The 20,850-nt window shown below is 68.5% G+C and carries 30 protein-coding genes and 1 tRNA gene; all 31 read right to left on the bottom strand.

From position 1 onward, the window contains the following. Window positions 1-520 (bottom strand): hypothetical protein (locus QR78_RS14420; RefSeq protein WP_202972688.1); only part of this gene is annotated, 520 nt, incomplete at its 3' end. Then, window positions 517-981 carry a hypothetical protein gene (locus QR78_RS14415; protein WP_048428215.1) on the bottom strand — a complete coding sequence of 155 codons (465 nt, stop codon included), beginning with the start codon at window positions 979-981 and terminating at the stop codon, window positions 517-519. The genes QR78_RS14420 and QR78_RS14415, both read right to left, overlap by 4 nt. Window positions 982-1,001: 20 nt before the next feature. After that, on the bottom strand, window positions 1,002-1,424 hold the full coding sequence (locus QR78_RS14410) for a hypothetical protein (RefSeq protein ID WP_053220926.1): 423 nt from the start codon (window positions 1,422-1,424) through the stop codon (window positions 1,002-1,004). A 23-nt stretch (window positions 1,425-1,447) separates the two neighbouring features. Beyond that, a complete protein-coding gene (locus QR78_RS14405) occupies window positions 1,448-1,723 on the bottom strand; it encodes a hypothetical protein (protein ID WP_048428214.1) in 276 nt (91 codons plus the stop codon). Between the two features lie 56 nt (window positions 1,724-1,779). Further along, window positions 1,780-3,108 (bottom strand): phage major capsid protein, encoded by a 1,329-nt coding sequence (locus QR78_RS14400; RefSeq protein ID WP_082171723.1) that lies wholly within the window; start codon window positions 3,106-3,108, stop codon window positions 1,780-1,782. 30 nt (window positions 3,109-3,138) lie between these two features. After that, window positions 3,139-4,080 (bottom strand): HK97 family phage prohead protease, encoded by a 942-nt coding sequence (locus tag QR78_RS31970; protein ID WP_053220925.1) that lies wholly within the window; start codon window positions 4,078-4,080, stop codon window positions 3,139-3,141. After that, window positions 4,070-4,288, bottom strand: coding sequence for a hypothetical protein (locus tag QR78_RS14390; protein ID WP_048428213.1), 219 nt, complete (start codon window positions 4,286-4,288; stop codon window positions 4,070-4,072). The genes QR78_RS31970 and QR78_RS14390 overlap by 11 nt, the downstream gene beginning before the upstream one ends. After that, window positions 4,288-5,433, bottom strand: coding sequence for a hypothetical protein (locus QR78_RS14385; RefSeq protein WP_048428212.1), 1,146 nt, complete (start codon window positions 5,431-5,433; stop codon window positions 4,288-4,290). Before QR78_RS14385 ends, QR78_RS14390 begins: the two co-directional genes overlap by 1 nt. Then, window positions 5,430-6,779 carry a phage portal protein gene (locus QR78_RS14380; RefSeq protein WP_053220924.1) on the bottom strand — a complete coding sequence of 450 codons (1,350 nt, stop codon included), beginning with the start codon at window positions 6,777-6,779 and terminating at the stop codon, window positions 5,430-5,432. Before QR78_RS14380 ends, QR78_RS14385 begins: the two co-directional genes overlap by 4 nt. 12 nt (window positions 6,780-6,791) lie before the next feature. Then, on the bottom strand, window positions 6,792-8,489 hold the full coding sequence (locus QR78_RS14375) for a terminase large subunit (protein WP_048428211.1): 1,698 nt from the start codon (window positions 8,487-8,489) through the stop codon (window positions 6,792-6,794). Between the two features lie 13 nt (window positions 8,490-8,502). Further along, entirely contained in the window at window positions 8,503-8,727 is a 225-nt protein-coding gene (locus QR78_RS14370) for a hypothetical protein (protein WP_048428210.1), read from the bottom strand. 11 nt (window positions 8,728-8,738) lie between these two features. Next, window positions 8,739-8,921 carry a hypothetical protein gene (locus QR78_RS34120; RefSeq protein WP_125901034.1) on the bottom strand — a complete coding sequence of 61 codons (183 nt, stop codon included), beginning with the start codon at window positions 8,919-8,921 and terminating at the stop codon, window positions 8,739-8,741. Between the two features lie 21 nt (window positions 8,922-8,942). Continuing rightward, window positions 8,943-9,077 (bottom strand) — tRNA-OTHER (locus QR78_RS34950). Between the two features lie 118 nt (window positions 9,078-9,195). After that, window positions 9,196-9,411 carry a hypothetical protein gene (locus QR78_RS14365; RefSeq protein WP_048428209.1) on the bottom strand — a complete coding sequence of 72 codons (216 nt, stop codon included), beginning with the start codon at window positions 9,409-9,411 and terminating at the stop codon, window positions 9,196-9,198. Next, entirely contained in the window at window positions 9,408-9,956 is a 549-nt protein-coding gene (locus QR78_RS14360) for a hypothetical protein (RefSeq protein ID WP_125901032.1), read from the bottom strand. Before QR78_RS14360 ends, QR78_RS14365 begins: the two co-directional genes overlap by 4 nt. 252 nt (window positions 9,957-10,208) lie before the next feature. Then, window positions 10,209-10,478, bottom strand: a complete 270-nt coding sequence (locus QR78_RS34115; RefSeq protein ID WP_125901030.1) for a hypothetical protein — start codon at window positions 10,476-10,478, stop codon at window positions 10,209-10,211. A gap of 432 nt (window positions 10,479-10,910) precedes the next feature. After that, window positions 10,911-11,255 (bottom strand): HNH endonuclease, encoded by a 345-nt coding sequence (locus QR78_RS14350; RefSeq protein WP_244276390.1) that lies wholly within the window; start codon window positions 11,253-11,255, stop codon window positions 10,911-10,913. Continuing rightward, window positions 11,252-11,524 (bottom strand): hypothetical protein, encoded by a 273-nt coding sequence (locus QR78_RS14345; protein WP_048428206.1) that lies wholly within the window; start codon window positions 11,522-11,524, stop codon window positions 11,252-11,254. Before QR78_RS14345 ends, QR78_RS14350 begins: the two co-directional genes overlap by 4 nt. Window positions 11,525-11,833: 309 nt before the next feature. Then, window positions 11,834-12,028 (bottom strand): hypothetical protein, encoded by a 195-nt coding sequence (locus tag QR78_RS14340; protein ID WP_048428205.1) that lies wholly within the window; start codon window positions 12,026-12,028, stop codon window positions 11,834-11,836. Window positions 12,029-12,359: 331 nt separating this feature from the next. After that, window positions 12,360-12,758, bottom strand: coding sequence for a DUF7831 domain-containing protein (locus tag QR78_RS14335; RefSeq protein WP_048428204.1), 399 nt, complete (start codon window positions 12,756-12,758; stop codon window positions 12,360-12,362). 51 nt (window positions 12,759-12,809) lie between these two features. Further along, window positions 12,810-13,994: a Rha family transcriptional regulator gene (locus tag QR78_RS31965; RefSeq protein ID WP_053220923.1), complete on the bottom strand. Its 1,185-nt coding sequence runs from the start codon at window positions 13,992-13,994 to the stop codon at window positions 12,810-12,812. Between the two features lie 106 nt (window positions 13,995-14,100). Next, complete coding sequence (locus QR78_RS14325; RefSeq protein ID WP_048428203.1) at window positions 14,101-14,373, bottom strand: HU family DNA-binding protein; 273 nt, start codon at window positions 14,371-14,373, stop codon at window positions 14,101-14,103. Between the two features lie 64 nt (window positions 14,374-14,437). Next, window positions 14,438-14,749, bottom strand: a complete 312-nt coding sequence (locus QR78_RS14320; RefSeq protein WP_048428202.1) for an HNH endonuclease — start codon at window positions 14,747-14,749, stop codon at window positions 14,438-14,440. After that, a complete protein-coding gene (locus QR78_RS14315; RefSeq protein ID WP_125901028.1) occupies window positions 14,746-15,585 on the bottom strand; it encodes a hypothetical protein in 840 nt (279 codons plus the stop codon). Before QR78_RS14315 ends, QR78_RS14320 begins: the two co-directional genes overlap by 4 nt. 5 nt (window positions 15,586-15,590) lie before the next feature. Continuing rightward, a complete protein-coding gene (gene dnaB / locus QR78_RS14310) occupies window positions 15,591-17,348 on the bottom strand; it encodes a replicative DNA helicase (RefSeq protein ID WP_053220922.1) in 1,758 nt (585 codons plus the stop codon). After that, a complete protein-coding gene (locus tag QR78_RS14305) occupies window positions 17,345-17,560 on the bottom strand; it encodes a hypothetical protein (RefSeq protein WP_048428200.1) in 216 nt (71 codons plus the stop codon). Before QR78_RS14305 ends, dnaB begins: the two co-directional genes overlap by 4 nt. Then, the gene (locus QR78_RS14300; protein ID WP_048428199.1) at window positions 17,560-17,745 is read right to left on the bottom strand and encodes a hypothetical protein; all 186 of its coding nucleotides are present in this window, start codon (window positions 17,743-17,745) and stop codon (window positions 17,560-17,562) included. Before QR78_RS14300 ends, QR78_RS14305 begins: the two co-directional genes overlap by 1 nt. Then, window positions 17,745-18,428, bottom strand: a complete 684-nt coding sequence (locus tag QR78_RS14295; protein ID WP_048428198.1) for a hypothetical protein — start codon at window positions 18,426-18,428, stop codon at window positions 17,745-17,747. The genes QR78_RS14300 and QR78_RS14295 overlap by 1 nt, the downstream gene beginning before the upstream one ends. Next, window positions 18,425-18,805, bottom strand: a complete 381-nt coding sequence (locus QR78_RS14290) for an SLOG family protein (protein WP_048428197.1) — start codon at window positions 18,803-18,805, stop codon at window positions 18,425-18,427. The genes QR78_RS14295 and QR78_RS14290 overlap by 4 nt, the downstream gene beginning before the upstream one ends. Continuing rightward, entirely contained in the window at window positions 18,802-19,719 is a 918-nt protein-coding gene (locus QR78_RS14285; protein ID WP_048428196.1) for a MerR family transcriptional regulator, read from the bottom strand. The genes QR78_RS14290 and QR78_RS14285 overlap by 4 nt, the downstream gene beginning before the upstream one ends. Further along, window positions 19,719-20,837 (bottom strand): hypothetical protein, encoded by a 1,119-nt coding sequence (locus tag QR78_RS14280; protein WP_048428195.1) that lies wholly within the window; start codon window positions 20,835-20,837, stop codon window positions 19,719-19,721. The genes QR78_RS14285 and QR78_RS14280 overlap by 1 nt, the downstream gene beginning before the upstream one ends. Window positions 20,838-20,850: the final 13 nt, after the last annotated feature.

Raw genomic sequence — 20,850 nt, 5'->3', positions numbered from 1 at the left:
AGGCGATCAGGCCGACGCCCTTGCGGTTCGGAACCGGCACGCTGTTATTGGCCGTATCCGACAGATACCTGGCCGCACCCCACACCGCCGCATTGTCGGCATTCGCGAGAGCGACGCCCCAATCGCATACACCGACACCGACGGTCTCGCCGTAAGTCGGGTCCTTGCTGACTGGGTTGTCGTTACGCAGGTAGCAGCCATGCGCCGAGACGTTGACCGCAGTCGTGCCCGCGGGCACGACAACAGCGTTGCGCGTATTATCGACGTAGAACAGGCCTGTCGCGGTGATCGGCGTCAGGATCGTGTCGGCCGACACGTCGGTGTTCTGGATCGTCTGGGCGGCGTCAGATGAAGTCACCGGCCCGGACAGCCCCCACATCACGCGATATTTCGGGGCGGTTACAACCCCCGTGAATTTTGGCGACGCTGTAGGCGCGCCCGGCGGAGAGCGCACCTCCTGCGCCGAGACGGCTGCCGGCAGCAGAAGTCCGAGAAGGGCGATGGTGCGCAGTAACCTCACTGGCCGCGCTCCACGAAGACGCTGGACGCCGTATCGGGCGCGCAGGCCCAGTAGGCGCCGGAGTTGGCCGGATACCACGGCACGATGACCCCTTGCGACGTGCTGCTGGCCGGCGGATCGATTCGATAGCCGGAACTGCAGACCGTGTTGTCGAAGCCGATGAGAACTCGCCCCGAGCCCTGAACCTGCACCGCGAAGCGCTTCAGCCCGGGGTTACTAATTTGCGTCGCCGTTCCCTGCGGCAGAGCGATGGTCGCCGATGTGGCTGAGAGGCTGACCGGGCTGGCCGCCGGGGCGGTGGAAGGATCCCAGATCGACCCATCCGGCTTGTAGATCGCGGTTGGAACCAGGGACCCAGCAGACGCCCGGAAAGGCGGCGCTGTCGCGGGCGGAGGATCGGCCAGGACAGGCGCGGCGCACACAAGCGCGAGAGCCGTCAGCCCGAGACGACGCATGATCATGGCCGAGCCCTCGCGATCGGTCAGTTCTTGATGACGACGAACGACACCACCAGCGTGCCGTTCAGGGCCGCCGCGGCGTCGCTGTTGCGCAGCGTGAAGGTGATGCTGCCGGCGCCGGGCGTGATCCGCTGGATGTGCGGCGAGCCCGCCGAGTTGGTGCCGTTCGTGAAGGAGGCCAGCACGATGTCAGCCGCCGCAACGGTGCTGTTCGTCACCGTCAGGGTGTAGGTGGCGCCGGCCGCCGTGGTCAGCGCCTCGGTGGTGATCTTGCCCGAGAGCTTGTTCAGCGTCGCGGCGCCGGCGGCGGCCGCGGCCGTCTTGGTGCCGCTGTCGAGCGCGATGCCGCCCGGCGGGCGGAGGATGGCCGGGCCCGTCGACTGCGCGGAGGCGCCGACCACGGCCAGGGTCAGCAGGGCGAGCGCGCCCAGGATGGTGCGGAACATGGTCTGTCGTCTCCGTGCTGGGGTCAGGGCTTGCGGCGGCCGCGGCGCGGCGTGGTGTCGTCGCCGGCGTCGGTCTCGTCGGTCTGAGCGAGGTCGTCGGCCGGGCTTTCCTCAGCGGCGGGCTCGTCGCCAGCCTCCTCGACGAGGCCGTTTGCCTTGAGCTCGGCGAACCGCGCCCGATCGACACGGAACGGCTTGCTGTCGGGGGTCACGTTGCCGTCGCCGGCATCGCCCTCGCCCTCCTGTCCACGGAAGTACCGCAGCGGCTTCGCGAGGACGGTGTTGTCGGAATTCGCCACGATCATCTCCCTGGCGCGAGGTGGGGAAGGGAGGAGCCGAAGCCCCCTCCCTCGGATCACGCCGGCAGGGCGCCGGTGATGAAGGCCTGGGGGCGCTTCACGACGAGGGCGAGCCGCTCCTCGGCGCGGATCGTCACCATGTTCTTCTCGAAGTCGTCGTTGTTCTCGGTCGAGATCAGGACCTCGATGTTCATGCGGTCGAAGATCTGCGCCGCGTTGCGGAACGAGCCGGTGAGGAAGGTCCCGACGTTCATCGCCATGGACGGCACTACCGGGAGGCCCCACAGGCGCGGCGCGATCTGGCCCTGGGGATCGCCGACAAGGTAGCGGCCCATGCCGTCCTTGAGGGTCTCGATCTTGGCCCAGTCGGTCGGGTGCAGCACGGTGCCGGTGACCGGCAGCAGGGCGAGCACCGACTGCAGCATAGCGAGGCGGATCACGTCGATCGCTGTCGGCGCGGTCAGCGTGAAGGCCGCGTTGTAGGCGCTCGCCTGCGGCACGATGCCGAGCAGGTTAGCGCCGGTGCCGTCGCCGTAGAGGAACTGCGCCTCCTCGGCGAACTCGAGGCCGTAGCGCATTTCGGCGTCGATCAGCGACTGCAACGCCGGGGCGTCGTCGAGGATCTGGCGCGAGGCCTTCACGAGGTGCGCGATGGTCCGGACCGGGAAGTTCTTCATGTCCCAGCGGTAGTCGGAGGTCGGCTTCAGCGCGCCCTCCGGCACCGGTGCCGCGTTGTTGGTCCGGGTCGTCTGGACCGGGAACTCGATCGCGTTGCTGGTGGTCTGCCCCGGGGCGATGAGATCGCGGATCGTCATCTGCCGGGTGGGCAGTTGCAGCGGGGGCAACCGGTCGGCGACCACCAGGGCGTTGCTCACCGAGCCCGTGGCGCCCCAGTAGGTGCCGGACGACATGATGGCCTTGGTCTCGATCGAGACGTTGACCTTGCCGCGCTGCGAGCCGCCGAGCAGCTGGCTCTTCACGCCGTCGTTCTCGACGACGATCTGGCCGAGGCTCTTGGTCTCGATCGGCGCCGCGCCGCCGCGGCGGACCGCCTTCTGCTCGGTGTCGGCGAGGCGCGCGTCGAACTCCTTGACCTGCTTGTTGAGGTCGCTGAACGCCGTGTCGAAGGCGTTCTTGGTCTCCTGCGACATGGTGCGGGCCGAGGCGACCTCCCGCTGCGCGCTCTCGGCGATGCGCTTCACCTCGTCGCCGACCTCCTTCAGGCGCGCCGCGGCGGCCTTGAACTCGGTCTCGCCGGCGCCGGTGCCGGTACCGGCTGCGTGGTCGCCGCCCTCGGGGGCCAGGGCAACGCGGATGCCGCCGATGGTGCAGCCGGCCAGGAACGCGGCGTGGCGCGCCCCGGCCACGATGATGGCCTTGGTCATGATGTTCGGTTCCTTGGAAAGATCAGGCGGTCAGAGCTTGAAGTTCAGGATCTCGTCGAGGGCCGACTTCGTCTCGCTGCTGACCTTAGGTGCGGGAGGATTCGCCTGTGGCTGCTCCGCATCCCGCGGGGCATTCTTGAACAGCCGACCGGCGATGCCGGCTGCCTGCGAGCGAGAAAGCTTCGCTTCTTCCCGAAGGAGCTTCTCGGCCTCGCGAAGGGGAACGGCGAGCTTGGTCCAGCCCTGCAGACCATCGGGAGTCCGCGTGCCGGTCAGCGCCTGATAGGTGTTGCGCAGGTGCTCCATCAGCAACGCGGCTTCCTTCACGGAGCCGTAGCCGGCATAGCCCTGCATCATCCGGTCCTGGAGGAGAATCGCCGCCGTGAGGCAGTCGATCGCGTCGTCCAAATCCGGGGTGTATTCGCTTCCGACCTCGGGATCGAAGCCGTCACCGGCAGCCTTGATGCCGGCCCGGCTCTTCATCTCCTGGATCACGGCGAGGGGATTCGACGGGTCGGTGACGAGGCTCACCTCGACGAGGTTGACGCTCTTGAGCGTGCGCTTCGGCTCGCCGGCGGCCTTGCCGTAGGTGGCACCGTTGCGGCGGAGCGAGAAGCCGATCGACATGCCGCCGAAGGCGCCGTCGCGCATGAGGCCGATCACCCGGCGGCCGTGGTCGGTCTCCGGTGCCGAGATCTTGCCTTCGACGAGGAGGCCGCGATCGTCCTCCTCGAGCTTGTGCAGCACGCCGGCCGGCAGCCCGTCGCCGCCGAGGACCGCGTGCATCAGGTGGAGCGGCACGCTGCGGCCTTGCGCCTTGCGCTCGGCGAGGCTCTCCTTGAAGGCGCCGGGCACGATCACGTCGCCGTGGGAATCCACGTTGCCGAAGACCGCGGCGTAGCCCGAGAACGAACCCGCGGCCGCGTCCGCGAACTTGAACTCGGTCGGGGCGAGGGCGAAGTCAGGACGCATTGGCAGGGGCCTCGGTGTCTCGGTTGGTCACGGGGACTTCCGACCAGTCGATCTCGAAGTCGTCGGCTTCGGCGTCGCGCGCCGCGCGCTCCTCGGGGCTGAACCACTCGCTCTCCGGGAGGAGTTCGTCGGCCATGTCGTAGGCGCCGGCCGGCGCGGTGCCGGCGGCCGCGTCGACCACGGCGATCTCGTCGGCTTTCGGGGCCATCAGGCGAAGCTCTCGTTCAGGCGCTCGCGGTGACGGGCGTTCTTGAGGTCGAGGTGCCCGCTCCAGCTGGCCTTGGGCCCTAGCAAGCGGCGGCCGAGACGTTCGCCGTCGGGCCCGGTGGCGCGGGCGAGATTGAACATCAGGTCGTCGTCGGAGGAGGTCGCCATGATCTCCTTGGCCACGCGTCCCTTGGCGCTCCGTGGCGCCTTGCCGACGGCTTTCCCGATCGCCTGGCGGATCTCGGCCGGGCTGTCCGCCGCGAAACCGAGCCGGGCCCAGGCGTAGCCGCCGACGTTGATGTTGGCGTGTGCCTCGATCCTGGCGACGCCCATCCGGTCGTACTGCTCGACGCTCGACCGCAGCATGGCGCGGGCGTTGCCGCCGCCCTGGTACTTCTTCGGCAGCGCGAACATCGTGTGCCGCACGGTCCACCCATTCTCGGACGGGTAGAAATTGCGGGTGATCCGCACCGTGCCCTTGTCGTTGGCAGCGGTCATGATCAGGGAGCCCTTGGCGCCCTCAGCCCAGACCACCCGGAGGCGCTCCTGCTTCGGGATGCCAGCCAGCATCGCCTCGCTCGCTTGGCGGAACTCGGCCTCGCTCTTCATGAGCCCAGCGCGGGTCGCCTGCGGACTGATCACCACCTCGTCGCCGCTGATGTCCCGGCGGGCCGCGGCGCCGTTCCAGGCTCCGTCCTTCCGCGCGAACGCGGCGGGCCTGGGTTCGCTCGCCGGGTTCGCCGGGCCGGCCGCCGGCGCCTCCGCCTTACCCTTGAACCCGATCACCCCCTTCTTGTGGTCGGCGGCGAGTTTGCGCAGCGCGTAGGCCCGCCCCTTCGGGTGGCTGTCGACGAAATCGCCGACCGTTTTCGAATTCGCGTAGGCCCGGACCCGGCTCGACAGGACCGAGATCTCGTCATCCCGGCCGACGCCGGAGGTCTTGAGCGCGGTCTCGCCCACCGTGGGCTTGCGCTGGGCCGGCGCGCGGGTCGTGGTCGTCGCCGGCTTCTCGGCATCCGCCGTCTCGCGGAACCGGCCGCCCGGCCCGCGCGGGTGCTTGATGGCCTCCCAGCGCGCCGCCGCAGCCGTCGCGCCGACACGCGCGCTCGCCGAGCCCGCCCGCGGCTTCCGCAGCTTGATGTTCACGCCAGCAGGTCCGCCGAGAACAGGCCCTTCATCTCCGCGTCGGTCACCGCGGCCACCTCTGCGTCCGTGGCTTCGTCCGGGCCGGCGGCGGGCGTGCCTGGGGCGTTCGCGGCACCGGCGGCGCCGGCGGCCACCAGCTGCTCGGCCTGGGCCACCAAGGCGCCAAGCGGCATCATGGCCCCCTGCATGAACAGGTCGTCCCCTCCTTCCACCGGGGGGAGGTTCTCAAGCTGGCGGGCCTCGTTCGGCGTCATGACGCCCGTGGAGATCAGCGTGCGATAGTTCTCGGCCCGGGCCTTGCTGTCGGTGCGGAGCAGCGCCTCGACGTTGTATTTCGCGAAGTAGTCGCGCTGCTCCGCCGCCGTCAGGCACTTGTTCCACAGCGCCTGCTCCGTCTCCTTGAGGTGCGGGCGGAGTGTGTAGGTCAGGAACCAGAGGTTCATCTGCTCGAGGCCGGTGCCCCAGGCAGTCGATTTCTCGGTGTGCCCGATCATCGCCGGCGGCACCCCGAACCACCGGCAGATGGTCTCCACGTTGTAGGAGCGGGTCTCGAGGAGTTGCGCGTCCTCAGGCGGGATGGACAGACTCTTGAAGTCCCACCCACCCTCAAGCAGCGGCACCACGCCAGTCGCGATGGCACCCTGCCACTTCTGCATCATCGCCTGCGCTTCGACGCGCTGCGCCGCCGTCAGGTAGGTGGGCGACATCATCACGCCCGAGGGGCGCATCCCGTTGCGGTGGATCGAGCCGGCCGACTTCTCCGCCGCCATGGCGCTGCCGAGGGAGTGCCGGCCCGCCGCCACCGCGCTCAACCCGATCTGCCCATCGAGCGTGAAGCCCTTCAGGTGCAGCACGTCGTCCTCGGCGAGCTCCAGGCTCTGCCCGTTCCAGGTGTAGCGGTAGAGCAGGCTGCCGTCCGCCTGGCGGGTCACCTGCGTCCAGTCCGGGCGCATCGGCAGGAGCGCCACCACCCGGTCCCGGTAGCCCCGCACGATCTGCGCGTAGGCGTTCCCCCACAGGATCTTGCAGGCGTACATCGCCGTCCAGAAATCGACCGCCGTCATCTCGGCGTTCGGCTTGTCGTGGACGATCCGGTAGAGCGGGTGATCCGGGGCCGCGGTGTCGGTCTCGCCCTCCCGCTGGTAGACGAAGATCGGCAGGGTCGCGATCGTCTGCGACAGGATCCGCGCGCAGGCCCACACCGCGTCCAGCTGCAGCGCCGTCTCGGTGGTGACCCGCTCGCCGGAATGGGTCTCCGATCCGCCGCCGACGACCATCGCCAGCCGTGGGTCGGTCAGGCCCATGTTCGAGGCGAGCGTCATCACCGCCTTGCGGAACAGTCCCATGCGGCGGATCTCTCAGGCGAGGATAGGAGAGGACAGGAACCCGTCGATGTCCGCGGCAGGTGCCGCCGGCGACGGGTTGCGGGCCATGAGGAACGCCGCGTTGAACAGGCTCATCGCGACGTCGATCTTCTTGTCGAGCGTCGCGGCCTTGGTCGCGCGGATCGCGGTGGCCGTCGGCTCGATCTTGAGGTTGACCACGCACCAAGCGGCGAGCGCGGACCCGGAATGGTGCAGCGTGCCGTTCGCGAGCTTGCGCTCGGTGGTCTTGAGCGCGTTCATCAGACCGAAGCCCTGCGGCACGCCGATTAGAAGCCCGCTGTCCTGTGTGACGTCGATCCTGGCGAAGGCGTCGACCATTTCGCCGAGGCCGGACGGGTCCACCCCGACACCGCCGAGAAGGCCGCTGTCCCGGACCTGGGAGACGACCCCGACGATCTCCGAGACGTCTTCCAGCCTGTCGTCGACGATGGTGAGCTCGCCCGCGGCCTCGAAATCCCTCAGTTGGCTGGCAACGCTCTTGCGATCCTCCAGCAGTCCCTCGTGGCACCAGCCGTGGGACCAAGCGAGCCAATCGCGATTTTCGCGGTCACGGCCGAGGACCGTCAGGCCGAAAATGTCGTCCAGTCCGCCGCCGTCGAGGCCGACCACGACCACTTCGGACCGGGCCAGGATTTCCTCAAGGGTGAGCCCGGCGTCCGCTTGGCGCTTCCAGAACTTCGCCCCGGGCCAGCTATCCGACCGGATGCCGCCGCCGCTCTCCACGTTCAGGTGCTTGGCGGCGAAAAGGGCGAAGCTGTCCTTGCCCTCCGCCTGCTTCTTAGCGAACTCGGCCTCAAGCCACCGCTGGCTCACCGACCGCCCGAGGTTCGGGTTGGTGATGTGCCAGTTCTGCGGCTCCTTCCACGCCCCGGACTTGATCATCGCGGGCGGGAATTCGTAGATCACCTGGAGCGATGTGGGGTCGGCGATCTCGCCGTCCCGCACTTTCCGGTGGTACTCCAGCTTCTTCTTGAACACGCCGGCCGGCGGGCTGTCGCTCTGCGTCGACAGGTAGATCACGAAGCCCTCAGGCCGTGACGCCAGCGAGCCGGTCGCCTCCGACAGGATGTTCTCGGCCTCCGCCTTCTTGCCGAATAGCCAGAGCTCGTCGACCAGGACCCCGATGGCCTTCTGGCCGCCCACGGTGTCCGCGTCGGCCGCCTTCACCGCCAGGGAGGCGTGCGTCAGCCGGTTCACGATCGTGCGTGTGATCTGGTTGCCCTTAAAGATCTTCGCCAGCTCGGGATCCGAGGCCTCCTCGATCATCCCGAACGCCGGCTTGAAGCTGTTGTCGGCGATCTCTTTGGTGGGGGCGATGATTAGGAATTCGCCGAAGTGGCGCTTGTTCAGGATCAGCGCCGTCATCATGATGCCGGCCGCGATCGTGCTCTTCGTGTTCTTCTTGCTAACTAGCAGGAAGAAGGTCTGGATCAGCCGGGCCCGCTCGATCGGATCGTAGCACCCGAAGATCGCCCGCACGAAGGCGAACACCCACTCGTCGGTGACCTCGCCGATCCGGGGCCGGCCCGGCATGTCAGCGATGCGCAGCCGCTTGAAGATGCGGACCGCCTTGTCGGCCTCCTCCTCGAACAGCGGCAGATCGGGCACCAGCGGCTGACCGGCAACGATCCGGCGCTCCCAGTCCTTCAGGCTGGTGTCCCATTCCATCATGGGCGTCACGGGGTCAGCGAATCCCCAGGCGCTCGTGCAGCCGGCGATCCCACAGCGCCTCGCGCTCGCGGATCTGGCGCTCCTCCTTGCGCCACTGGTGACAGGCGTACGAGCAGAACCAGAACGCCGCGGCCGGGAACAGCAATCCCCACTCGCCCATGGCGCCCGCGGCTACGAACGTGACCAAGCATAGCAGCATACAGAGCAGCCCGACGCGCCCCTGGAAGTCGTTCGGCATGACGCTCTCGCTCAGAACGGGATGTCGTCGATCGGCGCCCGCGGCAGGTCGCGCCGCGGCGGCGAGTTACGATCCGCTCGATCGGCCGCGCGCCGCACAGCGTCGACAGGCAGGGCAGGCGGGCGAGCATCGGCGGCCGCACGATCCGCGGCGGCCTGGACATCGGCGGCCGACATTCGGCGAATGTGGCGCATTCGCTTTCCTCTGAAATCTGACGCCAGGGGGTGGATTCGCACCACCGCACACCCAGGCCGATCACGCCCGGGCTTTGCGACCTACCCGGTGATCAATCCGGGAGCCGCTATGTCGCCGGGGGACACCCGGCCGCTCTACTACTGAGCTACCCTCGCAAACTCGTTGCCGCTGTTCACCCGACCTGCCCGAGGGCTTCCGTGGTCGGGCGGGGCTTCGGCCCTGCACCCCGCCGAGGCAGGCATCAGGCGCTCGCGGCGCTCCCGCTGGTATTCCTCAGGGCTGGCGCTTGCGCCCAGCCGGCCCCATGAATTCCGCCTGCGCTGCCCGGATGCCCCAATCCACGAAGCCGACAGCGTGGAGGTCCGTGGCATTCGGGATGTGCTGAGGATTCAGGCGCGGCGTGCGGTGGCCGATCCAGCGATCCACGCGCATGCTGTAGTCGCGGCTCTCGACGCGATGGAGCGGCCGACCGCTCGGGTGCTTCTTCATTGCATCGTCCCCAGCAGGTCGTCGCCCCATTCCGTACCCTCGCCGGCGGTCTGCGCAGCCGCGTGGGCGAGTTCGCGTTTACCGGGCGGGCGCTTCTTCGGCCGCGGTTCGGTCTCTTCGGCCTCCTCGGCATCGCGCCGGAACGCCGCCTCACCCATGGAGGCGCCCGTGAGGGTGATCACCTCCTTGATCGAGGCTGGGTGCCCCTCTCGAGCCTTCCGCCAGAGCAGATCCAGCGCCTCGCAGCGCCGGCGGGCCGCACCATTCGCGATTTCGTCGGCGAAACGCCCCCCGAATTCCGAAATCGGGCAATTCACGGCTCGCGCGATCATCTCGTGGGGGTCGCCGGCCACCACCATCTGCTCGACCAGCAGGTTCGGGGCGATTACGGCGGGCTTTTCCGGCTCAACGGGCGCCTCAAGCCCGTGCGCCTCCAGAAATGCCGCCAGCCGTGACGCCGGCACCAGCCGCCCGTTCGGGTAGCGGTGCCCATCTTTGCGCGGCCGACCGCCTTTCACCCCCGATTTCCGGAACGTCTCTTTCATACGCAACTCGATTTCGTCACGGCGCGCCGAAATCCGTGCCCCTGGCGCGAAACGGGAAATGGCCTGGGCTGGCCGGAGTTTTGTGCAGCGAGGCCCCTGTGCGGCGCACACCCCCAATCCTCCCAGACTTTCGACCCTACCCCTCCCCGTCATGACAGGGGCAGGCGGGCTCAAGGCGGGCCGTGGGCTGGCGTTGTGGTGTGGGGCGCTGGGGCAGTGGCTGGGATGGGAGGGCGAGCTTCCCTGGCCTTCCTATTGGCTTGTGCCGGGAATGGTCGATCCGCTGCCGATGGTGGAGCCTCGCCATCCCTTGGGCGCCTTCTCTCCTGCCGCATCCCGGCGGGGATCAGGGTTAGGGCGGATCAGCTGATCCAAGGGGGCCATGCCAACGCCCGGCGATCGGCTCTCTTTCCGGATAGCCTCTGCTCCCTCGCGCAGCAGGATGGCGGCGGGGTGGTCGTTCGCCTGCTCCTGCCTGGTGGCTTCGGCATCCATGAGGGTGACGAGGTGGGTCCAGCGCATGGGCGATCTCACCGGGCGGACGGCATGACGAAGGGCGGGCCGTTGCGTGGGTTGTCGACTTGGGTGGTGGGGTTCCGGGCGGCGAGGTTCACGGCCATGACAGCGGACCAGATGGCGAAGGCCATGCAAGCCCCGAACGTGATGCAGAGGGCGACTGCAGCGAACCGGAGAGGCATGGGGAATTGGCCGCTCTCGACCGAGTAGCCTCCCCAATTCGCAGTCGGGCGATCCTTGGGTATCACTCCGCCCTCCATGCTCGGATTGAACCGCGCCGGGTGACATCGGCGGGTCGAATCGGGTCGGGCCGGTTCTTCCTGGCGGCGCGCCGTGCTTCGATCTCGGACCGCATGGGCGGGATCGGGAGGCAGTGGTGGTTGATCACGCGGCCGATGTAGCGGGATCGGATTTCGTGGGTGCGGGCGCGCCATAGGCTCAAGGGGCGATCTCCGAGGCGAGGCCATGGCGCCGGGCTCGAGCGGCGGCCGTCTTGATGCCGTGATGGTGGGGGCACAGCGCGCGCCCGTTGTTCAGGTCGAGGGGCGCGCCGCCGTCCGACCGCTCCACGATGTGGTCGGCGATCAACCGGCATTCCGGGCCGTGGGGCGTGCCGCACTCCTCGCACTTCCATCCGGCGCGGCGCTTCACCGCCAGGGCCCAGGCGCGGTGCTCGGGGGTGGAAAGCTCCGGGTCGCCGGTTTTCGGTAGCGGGCGAACGGTGCGGCCGTCGGCGGTTGCGAGCAGGGGGCGAGCTGTGGCGAGGCGGGATTTGCGGATCACTCGACGCTCGCCGCGAGGCTGCTTTGAACGTAGGCGAGGCCGCCGAGAAGAGTGAACACGTTGCCGCCCTCGCCGCGATGCCAGAACGTGCCGCAGCCGCAGGCGCCATCCTCCGGCACATATGCTTCGGTCGCGACCACGATGGAGCGGATATGGCCGGCGCGGGCGTCTTCCAGAATGCGCTCCAGCCCGGCAATGATCTCGGGCACGGGCTCGATGGCGCGCACCCGCTCCACGGTCGGGCGGATCTTGACCACGTTGTCGGACATGCCGGCTCCGATAGGCCAGTCCCGCCGCGCGCAAGCCGTTCCCAGACGGATGCGGCCCGCGGCCCAGGGGAGGGCGCAGGCTGTGAGGCGGGCGGGACTGTTGGGGAGTGCCAGGGCGGGGCCGGTTGGCCGCTCCGCTCAAGGCACAATTCGAACTGTGGGGAGGGTGATACCTGCGACCGTGCGGTGGCGCAAGCGAAAAAGTGTTGTTTCTTAAGAGCTTAGGTGAATTCTTGCAGCCAAGCCGTTGCGAAATTGCATTTTTGCAAATTTTGTCGCATCCGCCTGTCACGAAATGAGAAGGGCCCGTCAGGGCCTCTCCCCGTCCCTGACGAAGGCGAAGATGCCCCCGGTGAGAGGGTCGCGGATGGGGTGCAGCGGGCGGGTGTCGGGGGTGGTACCGGCGAGGAGAGCGGCGAAGGCGTCCTCGGTGGTGGGCTCCGGAGAAGCGGCGGCGGCCTGGGCGATAATTTCGTTGAGGGCGGCGGCGAGGTCGTTGGTCACTTGGTCTCTCCTTTGTCTGTATTCGTGTTATACTTCGTGATATTTGCGCGGTCAACTGTAAATCCGCATAGATCGGCAGATTGGTCGATTTTTCTACCTAGAAATATACAGACGAGATCAGTTGACTGGCCTTGGTCGCCAGGGGCTGTGGTGCGGTGCAGGGGAGAGCAAGGACCGCGCGCAAGGGTGCGCCGGGGCGCGGCATAGGACAGCCTGTGAGGCGCAGGACGGGCGTTCGAAGGCCGTGGCGCGACAATGCGCCGGAGCGGGAGAAACGGTCTCCACGGGCTTGCGGCGGGAATGGCGAAGGCCAGAGGCGGTAGCGGCGCCCTTAGATCCGGGTCGGCTCGATGGTCTCCAGCCGGGCGAGCGCTCGTTGCAGGCTGCCCCAGATCCGCGGGGCGCGCCGCTGGAGGTCCGCTAGTCCGGTGCCGATGCCTTCAGCGGGCATCACGACCACGCGGCCGCGGGCGAGGTGCTGGGCGAGGGCCTGGAACGCAGGCGTCGCCGCGACGAGGAACGCGCGCAGATCCTCGTCGGTGAAGAATGCGCCAGGCGCCATGCTGGGCGAGCGCTTCGTGGGGATGCCGACCGCGTTGGGCTCGCCTCGCATCTCACGCGCCTGGCCGCCGTAGCCGGCGCGGGCAAGGTTATCGCCGAACACGAAAAGGGCCTCGGGCGAGGCGCGGACCATCTCACGGGTGATGCGACGCTCGAAGCGGATCGGCATGCTGCTCTCGCATCGGGAGGCGGCGGGGATTTGCGCCCCGCCGCGGGCTGATCAGTGCGCGCTGAGTTCCCGCTCGAGCCGGGTGATCCCCTTGGGCGTGACGACCACGCTGGGGTAGGCCTTTTCGCCTTTCTCGGTCTCGCGCTTGAAGATCTTCTCGGCGAGCAACTCGGATTGCAGGCGGTCCTGGTAGCCGAGCCACGGCCCGTCGGGCGTCCGCCTGTAGATCCAGCGGTTGTTCTTCATGTAGGCGATCAGGTCCTTGGGCTGCCGGCCGAGCACCTTCGCCGCCGCGGTCAGGGTGAATTCGCCAGCCGATTTCGAGATGCGATCGTAGCCGTCGGCCTTCGGCGTCATGTCGGCAAGCGCCCGGTTCTGCTCTTCGATGCGCGCACGGGCCTGGGCGTTCTTCTCCATTTCGTCAGCCCAGGCGCGGGCCGCCGCCACGGGGTCGGCGAAATTCGGAATTGCCGGCCCGGCCGCCTGCGCCTCCAATTCCTGCCAGCGGTCGATAATCGCCGCCCGAAGCGGGATGCTGTAGCCGGACACAAGGATCAGGCACTCGCGCTTGGGGAGGTGAAACACCTCGACCGAGCGGCTAGAGCCATTCGGCCCCGGGACGAGGGCTGCGGCTGAAAAATCAGCCTCAGCTTTTCCTAGCTCCGCCAACATCTTACGAATGTCGGCGAGCACGTTCTTGTGGTCCTTGCCGGTTCGCTGGGCGATCTCGCGGCTCGACATGGTGAGCGGGCTGCCCGCTTCGGTGGATCGGAGGATGCCAGCGATGGCGGGCTGGTCCACGGCTGCGATTTCGATCGGCGCATCGTCGTACCGGAAGGCGCGATCCGACTCGCGGTAGCGCTCAAGGAGGTCCGACAGATGCTTATCATCCAAGGTGAACGCCCTCATGGTGCCGCGCGCGTCCATCTCGAATTCCATCCCCATGAAGGGGTACTTGCCAGCTGGCGGGCGGCCAAGGCCGAGACCGGCCATCGTCGCGAAGAGATCAACATTGTTGCGCGTGATGTAGCTCGCCACGCACTTCATCTGCCGTCGCCCGATGGCGCGCTTGACCACATCAATACCGTACAGCAGCAGCATGAGATGGCGGATGTCCTTGAGCACGCTGCCGTGCGTTTTCCGCGCTCGCCTGGCGACTTCGCGGCTTGAAACCAGGGCGGGCTTGGTCACGGTGATCGCGGAATCGGCTTCTGTGATATGGGCCTGGGTTGTCATGGTCGGGGCTCCTGGGAGAGGTTCGACCGTGGCGGGCCTGCCACTGGGATTTGGCGGGTCAGGCGGCGGGACTTCACTTTCCAGGGCGGTGTCCCGCCGCCGCTGATCACGCCACCGCGTCGGCGAGGGCGCCGGCGACCTTCAGCTTGATCACGTTGCGCGCCGGGATCGCCACGGCCTCACCGGTGCGCGGGTTGCGGCCGTTGCGGGCCTCGTTGCGCTTGATGTGGAGCTTGCCGATACCTGGAAGTGTGACCTGCTCTCCCTTGCGCATCGCGTTCTCGACGAGATCGGACTGGGCCTCCACGAGTGCCGTGGCGCTGTCGCGATCGACGCCGGCCAGATCTGCAAGCTGCTTGATGTATTCGTTCTTGGTCATGGTGTGCTCCTGGGGTTGGTGGCGCCGGAGCGCCGGGTGATCCGCCCGGGTCGGGCGAAAGGGGTCAGGCCGCGGCCTTATCTCGGCGGCGGGCCATCGCGATCGGCAGCCACTGCTCGGCCGGCATGTCGCCGCGCTCGTTGTTGCAGGACCAGCAGGCGAGGACGGAGTTGCTGTCTTCAATGGCCCCGCCAGCGGAGGTCGGCACGATGTGGTCAATCGTGCACTGGTCCGGCAAAGCGGGGTTGGTGCGCTCCTCGCAGAACCTGATCCCGCACCAGAAGCAGTGCGGGCCGTCACGTTTCAAAAGGCGCTTGCGGATTTGGTGGCGACGGTTGGCGCCGAGCCGCTGCCACGCCATCTTCGACCACTTCATGACCCAAGCACCTCGTCGAGGCGCTCGACCTCAGGGGCGGCCCGGCCGAAGCCGTAGAAGGCGGCCACGCCGTCGAGCGCGGCGAAGACGATGGCGGTCACCTCGCGCGGATCACGGCCGGCGACGCGGGCGATGGCCTGAAGCTCCTGCCGGTCCACCACGCGCATCCAGAGCAGGGCCTGCCCCTGGCGGCCGATGTAGGCGGTGAGGCGCTGCATCTCGGCCAGGCCGTCCATGCGATGGGCTGTGACGCCGGAGGCGCCGGCGGAGGTGTCGACGGCGGGCTCGAAGCGCGGCTCCGGGTAGAGGCCGGCCTCGGCCCGGTGCCAGAGCTCGTCGAAAGCCTCCATGGCGCGAAGGCGCGGTTCGGTCCGCTCCTTGGGCTCCTTGATCAGGGCTCCGTAGGACGCCAGGGTCACCCGAGCCTCGCTCTTGCCCTTGGCGTTGCCGAGGACGATCTCGCGGCTGCCGCCGGCGGTGCGGCGGTCGAAGGTGAGCCCAGCATCCAGGGTGCGGAGGGACTTGGCGCGGGCCGCATCTGCCTGGGCAAGGGCGATATCCTTCTTCCGCTCCGCCTTCAGCCGGCGGGCGAAGTCCCGGCCCGCCGCGTCGGCCGCACTGTCGGCGACCGCCTGGGAGAGCTTCGCCTCGCCCTGCAGGCACGCGGCAAGCCGGCTGGTGAGGCTCGCCTGTTTGGCCATCCCGGCGAGCCGCAGGTCGTCGGCACTGAGGTAGAGGTCGGCAGCCTGCTGCTCGAGCCGATCGCGCAGTTCGATAGCGCGGCGGTAGCTCTGGAAGAGGTGGTCGGCCGAGGCCGGCGCGGGGGACGCACTCACGCTGGTCACTCCGAAGCAAGGCCGGGCATCCAGCAGAAATGCCGGTCGCCGCATTTCGAGTAGCGGGCCACACGGCCCTCTCGCAGATTGTTCATGCCCTCCGAGAACTTGGTCTTGAGGGCCGCATCGGAGAGCAGCGGGTAGCACTGATCCTTGAAGGCCATCAGGCAGTCGTCGAGCGGGATCACCCGGGCGCCGACCGACAGGCGCTTGTCCTGCTCTCGGTGCTCGTCCGTGGGCGGCTCGCTCTTGAGGAGCATGAGGCCCTTGAGGATGTCCTGGACCTGCTTGCCGACCTTCGTGGGGACGAACTCGCGTTCGGCCCGCTGGGCGTCCTCCGGCTGAATCGGCCGCGGCGGCGGCTCGCTCTCGAACCGGGTGAACTCCTTGATGAAGCCGACCTCGCACCAGCCGGCGCCGCCGTGGCGGTTCTTGCCGATGATGAGCTCGGCGGTGTTCTCGACCAGATCCATACTGCGACGCCACGCAGCCCATGCGCCCTGATTGTTCTTTGGCTCGCGGTCCTTGAGGTAATACTCTTCGCGGTAGACGAACACGACGCTGTCGGCGTCCTGCTCGATCGATCCGCTCTCGCGCAGATCGGAGAGCATGGGTCGCTTGTCGTCGCGCTCCTCCACCTTTCGGGAGAGCTGCGACAGGGCGATGATCGGGACTTCGAGTTCCTTGGCCAGTGCCTTCAGTTTGCCGGTGATCTCGGTAACCTCGAACGAGCGGCTGTCGTGCTGCTTCGTGCCGGAGAGGAGTTGCAGGTAGTCGATCACCAGGAGGCGCAGCCCGGATCGGCGCTTCAGCTGACGCGCCCGGATGGCCACCTGGGCGATCGAGAGGCCGCCGGTCTGGTCGATCACCAGGGGCAGCTTCATCAGGCCGTGGTTCGCCTCGACGTATCGGGTGGCCTCGTCTCGATCCATCTTGTTGCGGCGGATTTTCCAGAACGGGATGCCGGCCTCGCTGGAGAGGATCCGGTTTTTCAGCTGGCCGCCGCCCATCTCGAGGCTGAAGAAGCCGACGACGCCGTTGCGCTTGCCCTCCGGCCAGTGCGCGTGCAGCTGCTTGGCCACGTTCACGGCGATGTTGGTCGACAGGGCCGTCTTCCCGCTGCCAGGTCTGCCGGCCAGGATGATCAGGTCGGTGTCCTGCAGCCCCCCGAGCTTCTCGTCGAGCGGTTCGATGCCGGTTGACAGGCCGGTGGTGACGTCGCCGTTCTTGTAGGCGTCGAGCACGTCCTGGATCGAGACGTCGCCGAAGGGGACGAACCCTTCGTCGTCGATCGCCACCATGGGGCGGATCTGCTCCATCCGCTTTTCCATGGAGGCGAAGACCTGCTCCACGGTGGTGGTGACGGGCAGGTCATAGGCGAGCCGCTGGAGCTCGTCGGCGAGCGAGATCATGGCGCGGCGGGCCGCCATGGAATGCACCAGCCGGGCGTGGGCGAGCACCACGTCGCCGCGGGGCGCCTCGGCGATCATCTTCGCGAGGTACTGGCGCGGCGTGACGCCATCCAGGCCGCGGATTTCCTCGTCGCCGAGGTAGGCCGCCGTGGTGGTGATATTGGCGATCTCGCCCTTCTCGATGAGGGCCGACACCACGTCCCAGATCTGGCGGTGGACGGGATCGTAGAAGTCACCGGTGGTGATGAGGCGGGCGATCTTCTGGAACGAGCCGTTGACCTCGAGCGCGGCCCCGATCACGGCCTGCTCGCTCTCGATGCTGACGGGGATGTTGCGGACGTGCTCGGTCATGCGAGCAACTCCTCGCCCAGGTGCTTGTGGCGTCCGCAGAACCACGTCCGCGGCTTGTGGATGTTGGCGAATCCAGGCGGGCCGAAGCCGAAGCAGCCCGGGCGGCCGCAGATCTCGCAGGGGTGGTCTTCGTGCTGGCGGGCGGGCGCGGCCTGGGTCTCGGCCTGCTTGTTCGCCCAGTCTCCGACGGTCTCGAATTCGATGCGGGCCATCAGCGACCCCTCCGGGCGGAGCGCCGGCGCGCAAGGAGGTCCTCGACAAGGCGGGCCGCCTCAGGCTCAGCGTCTTGCGTGCCCCACATCGCCTTCGCGATGTCGACGGTATCTCTGCCGGCGTCCCAGTGCTTCGCGACGAGACGCAGGACTTCACGCTCGTAGGAGGTGAGGAGGGCGGCCATCACAGGAGCCCTCCCGGCGCGGGCACGGCGGCGAAGCGGGCGATGTCGTCGGGCGCGGTGAGTGCTTGGCGGCAGCCCGGCGGGATCCAGAACACCGGCAGCGGATCGCGCCCGCGCACCCACACGAACCAGGCGTAGCTCGTGGCGGTGCTCGCCTTCGGGTCCCATCGGCCCTTCGTCATCGGCACCCTCTCAACGAACGGGGCAAAGAGGGTTGGCGGGCGGTCACGGAAAAGGGTCTCGAACCGATCGACACCCTCAATCCAGGCGGTGCGCAGCAGAAGCGCCACGACGGGTGCCAGGGTCATCGCCCGGAGCGCGAACGCCGCGGCCGGCCGGAATGGCGGATTGGTGATGATGAACTCGGGCGCCATGCCGTCGGCGGGCGAGCCGATGACGGTCCCCTCGTCCAGGAAGTCCTCGACCCGGTAGCCGCGGCCGTAGTCGAAGATGTCCGAGCCCCAGCCGCCGTTGAAATACTCGAACAGCACCTCGACCATGTGGCCCTCGCCGCAGGCTGGGTCCCAGCAGGCGCAGAACTCCATGGCCTGCGCGAGCCCGAGGTGGGGCAGTACGTGCTCGCACAGCGCCCGTGTGGCCCAGGGCGGCGTGGGGAAGAACTCGAGCGAGTTCGGCGGCTCGCGCCGGCTCGCCATGACGGAGGTATGGCCGGAGGGGATCATGCGCACGCCTCCACGATGTCGGTGATTCCCGCGGCGCGGGCGCGGCGCAGCATGTCGGCGGTGCCGGGCCCGCCAGTCGGGAAGGCGATGACCTTCTCCGGCTGCAGGTCATCCCGCAGGGCGGTAATCATCAGGCCGTTGCGGTGGGGGCCGCCCGGCTTGCCGCGACCGATCCAGTTCGGCGGGAAGAGGATGCGGTCGATCCCCCGCATCTCCGCCCACCGGTCGGCCATCTCGTCGGCGCCGGTCTGCTTGCGCGGGTCGAGGCCAATCAGCACGAGGCTGAAAGGCGTGCGGGCGTGGTGCGCGTCAAGGAAGGCGTGCCCGCGGGAGATGAGCGTAAAATCCCGGCCGCCGCAGATGAGGACGCGGGTCATGCGGCCGCTCCCTGCTCGCTCTTGGCGGGGAGCAGGCCGGCCTTCCGGGCGCGCCAGATCTCGACGCTGACGCGCTGGGCGTCGATGTCGAGCATGCCGGCGATCTGGATGCGCCCAAGATCGCCCCTCTTGGCGAGGGCGGCGACCTTCTGGGTCAGCGTCTCGTTCTCCGCCGCGGCGTAGGCGATGGCGCCCCGGCGCAGCAGCAGGTCGATGAACCAGGCCTTGTTCGGCTCGAGCCGGGGCAGGCTGACAGCCGCCGTGTGCTCGCCGACGAAGCGCACAACCGCGTCCTCGTGGACGACCCAGCGGGTCGTGCGGTCGCTGACTTCCTCCTGCTCGGCGTGCAGCCAACCCTTCTCGACCCAGGACTGAGCGGCCGAGTAGCTGACACCGAAAAGCTCGGCGATGTCGGAGACCCGCAGGTACGGCGAATCGGTCCGGTCCAGCCGCCGGGCGTTGCGCATGTGGATGATGGACGAGGCTGTCCGGTGGAAGCCAGCCTTGCGCAGCGTGAGCCTGACATGGCTGATCGAGCGGCCCGCCTGCTCCTGCAGGATGGCGAGCTCCGCGTCGCTCCACTTGCGCGCCAACCGTCCGGGCGGGCGGGCGCCGATGGCCGCCGCCCGCTCAGCAACCCACTTCCTCGGTCGCCCGATCATGTCGGCGAGCCGCTGCACTGAGCCACGGACCGGGTTCTGATACGCGCGACGGATCGCGTCATCGATCGCCGGGGTGGAGGTGTAGGGGTCCTGGGCGCTCCGACCCGGCCGCTTGAGGCCAAGCTGCAGGGCGCGGCAGGCCACCGAGTTCATCGACCGGCCCAGGTGCTGCGCGCAGTAGCGCATGCCGTGCTCGGCATAGTGCGCCTTCAGGAAGGCTTCCTCGTTCCCTTTCCACTCGCGGCGGGCCATCAGACGATCTCCTGCCGCTGCAGGCGGATGCCGGCCGGGCCGACGAACATCTCGACGCCGATCTCGCGGAGCTCGTCGCGCCAGCGCTTCAGCACCGTGTCGAAGGTCTCGGGCCGGGCGAAACCGGCGAGCTTCTGCAGGACGGGCTGGCCGTAGAGGTTGCCGTCGGCGAGGCGCGCCATGACCGTGAGGACGATCGGCGAGCACCCGCCCCAGGTGCCGAGGGGGCCGATGACCTTCTGGCCCTTCGTGTCGATGTGGAGGATCGGCAAGCCGACCTCCGTGACGGGCTCCTGGGGCACGGCGCGCCGCGGCGCGGGCTCGTCCTCGAGTTCGTCAGCGAGCTCCATCTCGGAGGCCGGGCGGAGGATGCGCTCGTTGGCGGAGCGGAGCGCGTCGATCACGCTGTGGCCGGCCTCGGTCGGCTTCAACATCGCCGTGAGGCCGGAAACGTCGCTCACGACGCCCATGACCTTGCCAAGGTCGACGGCGACGATGTTGGGCTCCGGCGCCGGGGCGGGATCGTCGGAAGTCGTTAACTCCTCCCCCGCCCTCGACGTCGGCACGACTTCCTCACCTTGGGCCGGGGCTTTGCCCAATGCCCCCGTCTCCTCCGGCCGTGCAGGTGAGGCGTTCCCGCCATTCTCGGGCAGCCCGTCGTGTGGGGTGCTGGGGGTCGCATGGAGGGGGGCAGCTTGGTCCGCCGGTTGGTCGCGGCGGAGAAGGTCGCCCTGCGCGGCGCGGCGGTCGCCGGCGGCGCGGGCCTTGCGAACGAGCTTGCTGGGCGTGTCCAGGGCAACGCCGACCCGGCGTGCGATGGCATACCCGGTCAAGTTCGTGGTCGCGTAGAGGTCGAGGATGATCTCCCGGAGCCCGGTGCGGTTGGTGCGCGGCTCGGCGGCGACCACCGGCGACAGACGCTGGGCGAGGTCGGCGATCTCCTGGCGGACTTCCGGCGCGCTCGTCTGGGGCGCGGTGCCCTCGACGAGATCGCGGGTCAGCATCGCCAGGCGGGCGACGGCGTGCATGGCGTTCGCCTGCGCGGTGACGAACTCGCCGATCACGGCTGCGATCTCGCCCGCGAGCGGGGACGGGGAAGCGTTCGGGTGCTGGGACACCGCTGGCCTCGTT

The sequence above is a fragment of the Methylobacterium indicum genome, from assembly GCF_001043895.1.
Classification (GTDB): domain Bacteria; phylum Pseudomonadota; class Alphaproteobacteria; order Rhizobiales; family Beijerinckiaceae; genus Methylobacterium; species Methylobacterium indicum.
The sequence above is the reverse complement of the archived record's forward strand: the minus strand, read 5'-3'. Positions and strand labels throughout refer to the sequence as shown.